This window comes from Bacillota bacterium (genome assembly GCA_023511835.1).
Classification (GTDB): domain Bacteria; phylum Bacillota; class Sulfobacillia; order JAIMAT01; family JAIMAT01; genus JAIMAT01.
In genome coordinates this window covers 1-8352 of the sequence record JAIMAT010000084.1, presented here as the reverse complement: position 1 = coordinate 8352, position 8352 = coordinate 1, and the positions used below count along the sequence as shown (strand labels likewise).

Sequence of the window (8352 nt, the reverse complement as noted above, 5' to 3'; positions counted from 1 at the left end):
GGGCGGCCGGACCGCGGTCCGGCCGCCCTGGCGTCATTCTGCCGCCCGGGACGGGCGGGCGGAAGCACCCGGGGGAGGTCGGCGCCCTCCCCGCCGGGCTCAGGCCTCTCCCAGCGGCCCGGTCTCCTCCGGGCCGCCGGGCTGGTCGCCCGTCGCCCCGCCCGCCGCGCGCTCGGCGCCGGCGATGCGGACGCGGGCGCGTCCCGTCCGCTCCGCCACCGGCTCCAGGCCGAAGGCCTGGTCCGCGGGCGGTTCCGCGGCGGGCTCCTCCCCGGCGCCGGCCTCCACCGGCCGGCCGGCCCCCGGCGCGGCCTCCGGCCCTTGCTGCCGCTCGCCCGCTCCCGGCCGGCTCTCGGCCATGATCTCGCGGCCCATCTCCATGGCCAGCGAGGAGAGCGTCCGCTCCCCCGCCCTCCGCCCTCCGCCCGGCCAGCTCGCCGCGCGGCGCCGGCGGCCCAGCCAGGCGCGGGTCAGCCCGGCCAGCGCCGCCCCCGCCAGCGGCAGGAGCCAGCGCCTCGCCACGGTCGCCCCCAGCCAGCCGAGAAGGCGCCGGCCCGCCCCCGGCCTGCCGCGGGCCGCGCGCGCGGCGACCGCCCGCCGCGCCGCCGCTGCGACGCGGGCCACCGCCCCTCTCCACCATCCTCTCGCGTCCATCTCCGGGCCTCCTCGTCCATCCGGCTGGTGGGTAGTATGGCCGGAGCGCGGGGAGCGCCCGGGCCCCGCGCACGAGGAGGCCCGGGGCCGGCGCGGCGGCGCCGGCTCCCGGGCCGGAGGCGACGCGCTCAGGCGCCCGCGGCCACGTTGCGCCGCTCGGCGACCACGGCCCGGCCCAGCGGCAGCACGGTCCGGCCGTAGACGTCGTTGAGCACCTCGGCGGCCGAGGTGTAGAAGGCCAGGATCGCCGTGATCAGGCCCACGTAGCCGCCCAGCGTCCCCAGCCCGGCGGCGCCGAAGTCGCCCAGCGCCAGGAGGACGAAGGTGATCCAGAGCGCCAGAAAGACCAGCTGCAGCGCCATGTTGGTGCGCAGTGAGCCGATCCACATGTAGAAGGTGAAGATGCCCCAGACCAGGAGGAACCAGCCCACGAAGGGGGCCGGCGCCTTGGCCCCGAAGAGGTGGATGAAGAGCGCGAAGGAGAGCCAGAAGGCCCCGTACGAGAAGAAGGCCACCGTACCGAAGGTGTTGCCGCGGGGATACTCCAGCACCCCGGCCACCAGCTGGGCGAGGCCGCCGTAGGCCAGGGCCAGCGAGAGCACCAGGCCCATGCCGTCGGCGCTGAACCAGCCGGCGTTGATCATGCTGAGCATCCACGTCGTGAACGCGAAGCCTGCCAGGCCCAGGGGCGCGGGATTGGCCAGCTTGCCGGTCATCGCTTCATCCCCTTCCTTGGACCATGTTCTTGATCGTCTCCACCACGTCGGGATCGGCCAGGGTGGTGACGTCGCCCACGTCCTCCCGGCCGTCGGAGATGGCGGCCAGGATGCGGCGCATGATCTTGCCCGAGCGCGTCTTGGGCATGTCGGGGACCACGTAGACGTTGCGCGGCTTGGCGATGGGGCTGATCTCGCGCGCCACCGCGTCGACGATGCGCTGGCGCAGCTCCTCGCTGGGCGCGTAGCCGGGGTGGAGGACCACGTAGAGCTCCGGCATGATGCCCTTGATCTCGTCGCGCGCGGCCACCACCGCCGCCTCGGCCACCTCGGGCACGGTGAGGGCGGCGTTCTCGATCTCCTTGGTGCCCAGGCGGTGGCCCGCCACGTTGATCACGTCGTCGATGCGGCCCAGGATGCGGATGTAGCCGTCGGCCGCCTGAACCGCCCCGTCGCCGGCCATGTAGGGCCAGTCGCGCCAGTCCTTGCTGGCCGGGTTCTTGCAGTAGCGGGCGTAGTAGGTGCGGACGTAGCGCTCGGGGTCGCCCCAGATGGTCTGCATCTGGCCGGGCCAGGGGTTGCGGATGCAGATGTTGCCCGCGCGACCCGAGCCCGCCGGGATCTCGTTCCCCTCGTCGTCGTAGATGACGGGGTGGATGCCCAGGACGCCCGGCCCGGCGCTGCCCGGCTTCATGGGGTGGAGCGCCGGCGCCGTGGTGCAGAGGAAGCCCCCCGTCTCCGTCTGCCACCAGGTGTCGACGATGACCGCCTCGCCCTTGCCCACCACGTCGTAGTACCAGCGCCAGACGTCGGGCTCGATGGGCTCGCCCACGGTGGTCATGTGCTTGAAGTGGTAGTTGTACTTGAGCGGCTCTTCCGGGCCGGCCTTGCGCAGCCCGCGGATGGCCGTGGGCGAGGTATGGAAGATGTTGACCCCCAGCTCCTCGGCGATCCGCCAGGGTCGTCCCGCGTCGGGCCAGGTGGGCGTCCCCTCGTAGACGACGGTGGAGGCGCCCAGCGCCAGCGGCCCGTAGACGATGTAGGAGTGGCCGGTGATCCAGCCGATGTCGGCCATACACCAGTAGACGTCCTCGGGATGGATGTCCTGGTAGAACTTGGCCGTCCCCGCGACGTAGGCCAGGTAGCCGCCGGTGCTGTGCTGGACGCCCTTGGGCTTGCCCGTGGAGCCGCTGGTGTACATGAGAAAGAGCGGCTCCTCGGCGCGCACCTCCTCGGGCTCCACCAGGCGGTGGCGGAAGTCGCGCAGCAGGTCGTTGACCACGTAGTCGCGCCCCTCCACCAGCGGCGTCGGGCTGGAGAGGCGGCCGGGGTAGCGCTGCCAGACCAGCACCTTCTCGATGGTGTGGCCGAGCTTGGCCGCCTCCTCCACCGCCACGTCGGCCTTCTCCTTGTGGTCGAGGAGCTTGCCGCTGCGCCAGTAGGCGTCCATGGTGATCAGCACCCGGCTGCCGGAGTCGGCCGCGCGCTCGCCGCAGGCCTTGCCGCTGAAGCCTGCGAAGACGACGGAGTGGATGACGCCCAGGCGGGCGCAGGCCAGCATGGCGATGGGCAGCTCGGCCACCATGGGCATGTGGATGGTGACGCGGTCGCCCCGCTTCAGGCCCGCGAAGTCGCGCAGGAGGGCGGCAAACTCGTTGACGCGCAGGTAGAGCTCCTGGTAGGTGACGTGCTGGATGGGCTCGTCCTCGGGCTCGGGCACGAAGTGGATGGCGGTCTTGTTCCGGTGCCGCGCCAGGTGGCGGTCGACGCAGTTGACGCTGGCGTTGAGCCGCCCGCCCACGAACCAGCGCCAGAAGGGCGGGTTCGAGGTGTCCAGCGTCGTCTCCCAGTACTTGGTCCAGTCGAGCAGGTCGGCGTACGCCTTGAAACAGTCGGGAAAGTTCTCCAGGCTGAAGCGCTCGTACATGGCCGGATCGGCCAGGTTGGCCTGGGCGATGAACTCGGGACGCGGGTAGTAGTACTCCTCCTCCTTCCAGTGGACGGCGATCTCGGCCTCCGACGGTCCCGCCTCCGGTCTCCGCTCCAACGCCATCTACCCACCCCTCCCTGTGGGTGCGTCGACCGAAAGGCGCGCGAAGTGGAACGGAACGCGCGCTCGGATCGCGTCCATGGGTTTCGCGGTTGGGAACGGATTTCCTTCGTGATGGTGGAATCTGTCGAAGGGTTGCGCCATTCTACCCGACGTCAGCGCCGCGATTCGTCCTCTTCGCGCGAGGAAGCCCCGCCGCCCCCGCCTCCCCCGGCGCGGCGACGCGGACGAAGGGGCGGCCTGCGGGCCGGGCCCGGCAGGCGGCCCCCTCGACACCTCCCCCGGCCGCCCCGCCGCCTAGAGCCCCAGGTAGGCCTCGCGGATGGCCGCGTCGCGGGCGAGCTCCGCGGCCGGGCCGGCACGGACGATCCGCCCGTGCTCGATGACGTAGCCGCGGTCGGAGATCTCCAGCGCCTCCAGCACGTTCTGCTCCACCAGGAGGACGGTGACGCCTCGCGCGGCGACGGCGCGGACGGTGGCGAAGACCTCCTCCGTCACCCGCGGCGCCAGGCCCAGCGAGGGCTCGTCCAACAGGAGCAGGCGGGGCTCGGACATGAGCGCGCGGGCGATGGCCAGCATCTGCTGCTCGCCGCCCGAGAGCGTCCCCGCCGCCTGGCGGCGCCGCTCGCCCAGGATGGGGAAGAGCTCCACCATCCGCTCCAGATTGGCTTGGCGGCGCGCGCGCACGCGCGGGACGCGGCCGCCCAGCAGGAGGTTCTCCTCCACGCTCATCAGCGGGAAGAGCTGGCGCCCCTCGGGCACGTGGGCGATGCCCAGCTCGACGATGCGGTGGGCGGGGCGGCCGGTGATCTCCTCGCCGGCGAAGCGGACGGAGCCGGAGGCAGGGCGGAGGAGGCCGGAGACGACGCGCAGGGTGGTGGTCTTCCCCGCCCCGTTGGCGCCCAGGAGCGTCACCACCTCGCCCTCGCGCACCTCCAGGTCGACGCCCCAGAGCGCCTGGAAGTCGCCGTAGAAGGCGGTGACGCCGCGCACCTCCAGGAGCGGCTCGGCCTTGGGGCGGGTGGCGGTCACGGCGCTCCCTCCCTCCGCGCGAACTTGCTGCCCAGGTAGGCCTCGATGACCGCCGGGTCGCGGACCACTTCCTCGGGGCGGCCGGCGGCCAGCTGGGTGCCGTGGTCGAGGACGATGACGCGGTCGGCGATGGAGACGACGACGCGCATGATGTGCTCCACGCCGCCCACGGCGGTGACGCCCATCTCGGGCAGGCGGCGGAGGATGCCGACGAAGGCGTCGGCCTCGGCGGGGCTGAGCCCCGCCACCACCTCGTCCAGGAGGAGGAGCTGGGCGCCCGTCGCCAGGGCGCGCGCCACCTCCAGCCGCTTGAGCGAGGCCACCGGCAGCCCGCCCGCCTCCATCCGGGCCAGGTCGCCCATTTCCAGCCACTGGAGCACCTGGAGCGCGCGCCGCTCGGCCTCGGCGTGGGAGCCGGCGTGCAGGAAGGCGCCCAGCATGACGTTCTCCAGCACGCTCAGGTGGGTCAGCGGCTTGGGGATCTGGAAGGTACGCCCCACGCCCAGCGCCGTGATCCGGTAGGGCGGCAGGCCGTGGATGGGCTGGCCGCGGAAGCGGATGGCGCCCGCGTCGGGGTGGAGGTAGCCGGTGATCAGGTTGAAGAGCGTCGTCTTTCCCGCCCCGTTCGGGCCGATGATGAAGACGACCTCACCCGGCTCCACGGCGAAGCTGACGTCGTGGGTGGCCAGGAGCCCGCCGAAGCGCTTCGTCACATGCTCGAGCTCGAGGAGTGGCGTGGCGATCCCTCCTCTCCTCGGGCCGCCGCCGGCAGGGCGGCGGCGCGGGGGCGCCGTCCCCGGCGCCCGAAGAGGCCGATCAGGCCGCCGGGCAGGAAGAGGACGACGACCACGATGAGGATGCCGTAGATCAGCAGGTGCGCCGTCTGGAAGACTTCCTTGAACAGCTCCGAGGCGATGATGAGGATGACCGAGCCCAGCACCGGCCCCAGCGCCGTGCCCGCCCCGCCCAGCATGGCCACGATGGCCGCCTGGTTGGAGATGTCGATGGAGAAGACGTAGTCGGGCTGGACGAAGTGGAAGGAGCTGGCGTAGAGCGAGCCGCCCAGCGAGGTGAGGACCGCGCTGGGCAGGAGCGCCAGGAGCTTGGTGCGCGCCGGGTTGACGCCCACCGCCATGGCCGTCTCCTCGTCCTCGCGGATGGCCATCAGGTAGTAGCCGAAGCGCGAGCGGTCCGCCCACAGGTTGAAGGCGTAGGCGACCGCGGCCAGCAGCACCGCCGCCAGGTAGAAGTCGCGGTCGCCCGCCGCCGCCGGGAAGAGCTGCGGCGTGGAGATGCCGATGGCGCCGCGCGTGAAGTCCTGCAGGTTGAGGACCAGCAGGCGGAGGATCTCCGCGGTGGCGATGGTGGCCAGCGTGAAGTAGGGACCGCGCAGGCGGAAGGTGATGGAGCCGATGACCAGCGCCGCCAGGAGCGAGAAGGCGACGCCGCCGGCCACCCCCAGCCACGGGTTCCAGCCCAGGTCCAGGGCCAGGAGGGTGAAGGCGTAGGCGCCCACGCCGAAGTAGGCCACGTGGCCCAGGCTCAGCTGCCCCGCGTAGCCGCCCACCAGGTTCCAGGCCAGCCCCAGGGCGGCGAAGATGAAGACGCGGAAGAGCACCTCCAGGTAGTAGCCGTTCTGCACCCCCAGCGGCACCAGCAGAAGGAGCACCAGGGCGACCAGGCTGCCGGCGTAGAGCCGGCGACGATCCCCGCTCATGCCCGCTGCCTCCCCAGGAGGCCGCTGGGCCGGACCAGCAGGACCGCGAGGAAGAGCAGGAAGTCGACCACCTGCGAGTAGCTGTCCGTCCAGAAGTAGCCCGTCAGGCTCTCGGCCACGCCCAGCACGAGACCGCCCAGCGCGGCGCCCTCCACGCTGCCCATGCCGCCCAGCACCACCATGACGAAGGAGCGGAGCAGAAGCGGGTCGCCCACCGTCGGGTAGAGGTAGAAGAGCGGCAGCAGGAGCGCGCCGCCGGCGCCGGCGCAGGCGGCGCCCAGGGCGAAGGCGACCGCGGAGACGCGCTCCACGTCGATGCCCATCAGCGGCGCCACCTCGCGGTTCTGGGCGACGGCGCGGACGTCGCGGCCGATCTCCGTCCGGTAGAGAAAGGCGTAGACCAGCCCGATGACCAGCACGGCCGCCGCGAAGGAGAGGAGATAGCCGTCGCTCAGGGTCAACGGGCCCAGGTGGACCACGGCGTTGGCCAGCGCCAGGTTGATCTGGCGGTAGTCGGCGCCGAAGGCGAGCTGCGCCAAGTCGACCAGCGCCAGCCAGATGCCGGTGGTGAGGAGGATCTGCATGAAGTCCGACTGGCCCATCACCGGCCGGATCAGGCCCCGGTAGAGGAGCCAGCCCAGGGCGAAGAGCAGGAGCGCGGAGAGGAGCCAGCCCAGGTAGGGGCTCAGCCCCAGGAGCGTGAAGGCGAAGTAGGCGGCGTACATACCGACCATGATGAGGGCCCCGTGGGCGAAGTTGACGATGCGCATGACGCCGAAGACCAGCGCCATGCCGATGCCGATGAGCGCGTAGAGCCCGCCCGTCAGGAGCCCGTTGAGCACTGTCTGCAGGACGACCAAGGAGTCGCCTCCCCACCGTCGAACTCGGCCCGGCTGCCGCCCGACGGGCGGCCCGCCGGGGGCCGCTGAACACGGAGGCGGGTGGCGTTCCGGACGGCCCTCCGGCGGCGCCACCCACCCCGTTCCGGCCTGCCTGCTAGCGCTGGCTCCAGGGCGGCGTCGGGTAGATCGGCTTGGCCGAGGCCACGTCCGGCGGCCAGACGGTGACAAACTTGCCGCCCTGCACCTGGGAGATCAGCACCGGGTGCGGGTTCTGGCCGCTCTGGCCGAAGTGGACGGGGCCGAAGGCGGTCTGGATGTCGATGTGGTGGAGCGCCTCCTGGATCTTGGCCGGATCCAGCGATCCCGCCTTCTCGATGGCCGCCGCCGCCGCGTAGAGCGCGGCGTAGGCCTCGATGGCGTGGTAGGCCGGGTGCGCGCCGTACTTCTGGAAGAACTTCTGGTCGAACTCCTTGGAACCCGGCCAGTTGACGTCGGGCAGCCACTGGTTGACCGAGAAGGTGTACTCGGCGTCCTTGCCGGCGCCCTTGTCCGGGGTGGGGAACTCGGCGGCGCTGAAGCCGGTGCCAGCGGCGGTGAAGTACTTGACGTTCAGGTCGACCTGCCGCGCCTGGTGCATCAGCGTCACCGCGTCCAGCAGGTAGCTGGCGAAGTAGATGGCGTCCGGATGCTTCGCCTTCACCTTCTGCAGGAGCGCCTTGTAGTCGGGCGAGCCGGCGTTGTAGGCCTCCTCGTCGATCACCTGGATGCCCGCGGCGGCCGCCGCCTGGCGCATGGACTTGTCGTTGGACTGGCCGAAGTTGGTGTTCTCATAGATGATGGCCATGGTCTTGGGGTCGCCGTTCTGCTTCAGGAAGTCGACCATGGCCTTGGCGTAGTCGCCGGAGCCCGCGCAGACGCGGAAGATCCAGGGCGAGCCCGTCTGCATCACGTTGTCCGCCACCGCCGTCGGGATGATGAGCGGGACCTGCTTCTGCGTCATCACCGGCACGATGGCGTACGTGCTCTCGCTGGAGTAGGAGCCCATCACCAGCGGCACGTGGTCCTGGTCGATCAGCTTCGAGACGCATTGCACGGCCTGGTCCGGCTTGGAGGTGTCGTCGCAGTAGTCCAGCTCGATCTTCTTGCCCAGCACGCCGCCCTTGGCGTTGATCTCCTCCAGCGCGATCTCGTAGCCGCGCTGGTGGGCCTGCCCGAAGGCCGCCTGGGAGCCGGTGATCGAGGTGATGACGCCGAGCCGGATGGTTCCGCCGGAGGAGCTGCTGGAGCCCGAGGCGGAGGAGGAGCCGGACGGGGTGCCGCCGGACGAAGCCGACGGCTTCG

8 protein-coding genes are annotated in these 8352 nt (G+C 71.6%); all 8 read right to left on the bottom strand.

Translation table 11 applies throughout. The features are described 5' to 3' along the window. Positions 1-99: 99 nt before the first annotated feature. Entirely contained in the window at positions 100-654 is a 555-nt protein-coding gene (locus K6U79_09940) for a hypothetical protein (GenBank protein MCL6522672.1), read from the bottom strand. 128 nt (positions 655-782) lie between these two features. Then, the gene (locus K6U79_09935) at positions 783-1370 is read right to left on the bottom strand and encodes an acetate uptake transporter (protein ID MCL6522671.1); all 588 of its coding nucleotides are present in this window, start codon (positions 1368-1370) and stop codon (positions 783-785) included. A gap of 4 nt (positions 1371-1374) precedes the next feature. Beyond that, the gene (acs, locus tag K6U79_09930; GenBank protein ID MCL6522670.1) at positions 1375-3423 is read right to left on the bottom strand and encodes an acetate--CoA ligase; all 2049 of its coding nucleotides are present in this window, start codon (positions 3421-3423) and stop codon (positions 1375-1377) included. A 294-nt stretch (positions 3424-3717) separates the two neighbouring features. Then, positions 3718-4452 (bottom strand): ABC transporter ATP-binding protein, encoded by a 735-nt coding sequence (locus tag K6U79_09925; GenBank protein ID MCL6522669.1) that lies wholly within the window; start codon positions 4450-4452, stop codon positions 3718-3720. After that, complete coding sequence (locus tag K6U79_09920) at positions 4449-5195, bottom strand: ABC transporter ATP-binding protein (GenBank protein MCL6522668.1); 747 nt, start codon at positions 5193-5195, stop codon at positions 4449-4451. The genes K6U79_09925 and K6U79_09920 overlap by 4 nt, the downstream gene beginning before the upstream one ends. Further along, on the bottom strand, positions 5162-6169 hold the full coding sequence (locus K6U79_09915; protein ID MCL6522667.1) for a branched-chain amino acid ABC transporter permease: 1008 nt from the start codon (positions 6167-6169) through the stop codon (positions 5162-5164). The genes K6U79_09920 and K6U79_09915 overlap by 34 nt, the downstream gene beginning before the upstream one ends. After that, entirely contained in the window at positions 6166-7029 is an 864-nt protein-coding gene (locus K6U79_09910; GenBank protein MCL6522666.1) for a branched-chain amino acid ABC transporter permease, read from the bottom strand. Before K6U79_09910 ends, K6U79_09915 begins: the two co-directional genes overlap by 4 nt. A 136-nt stretch (positions 7030-7165) precedes the next feature. Next, the coding region (locus K6U79_09905) for an ABC transporter substrate-binding protein (GenBank protein MCL6522665.1) at positions 7166-8352 on the bottom strand (1187 nt) is incomplete at its 5' end.

Coding starts and splice junctions, on each gene's coding strand:
- K6U79_09940 (MCL6522672.1), bottom strand. CDS start 654: ATGGACGCGAGAGGATGGTGGAGAGGGGCGGTGGCCCGCGTCGCAGCG.
- K6U79_09935 (MCL6522671.1), bottom strand. CDS start 1,370: ATGACCGGCAAGCTGGCCAATCCCGCGCCCCTGGGCCTGGCAGGCTTC.
- acs (MCL6522670.1), bottom strand. CDS start 3,423: ATGGCGTTGGAGCGGAGACCGGAGGCGGGACCGTCGGAGGCCGAGATC.
- K6U79_09915 (MCL6522667.1), bottom strand. CDS start 6,169: ATGAGCGGGGATCGTCGCCGGCTCTACGCCGGCAGCCTGGTCGCCCTG.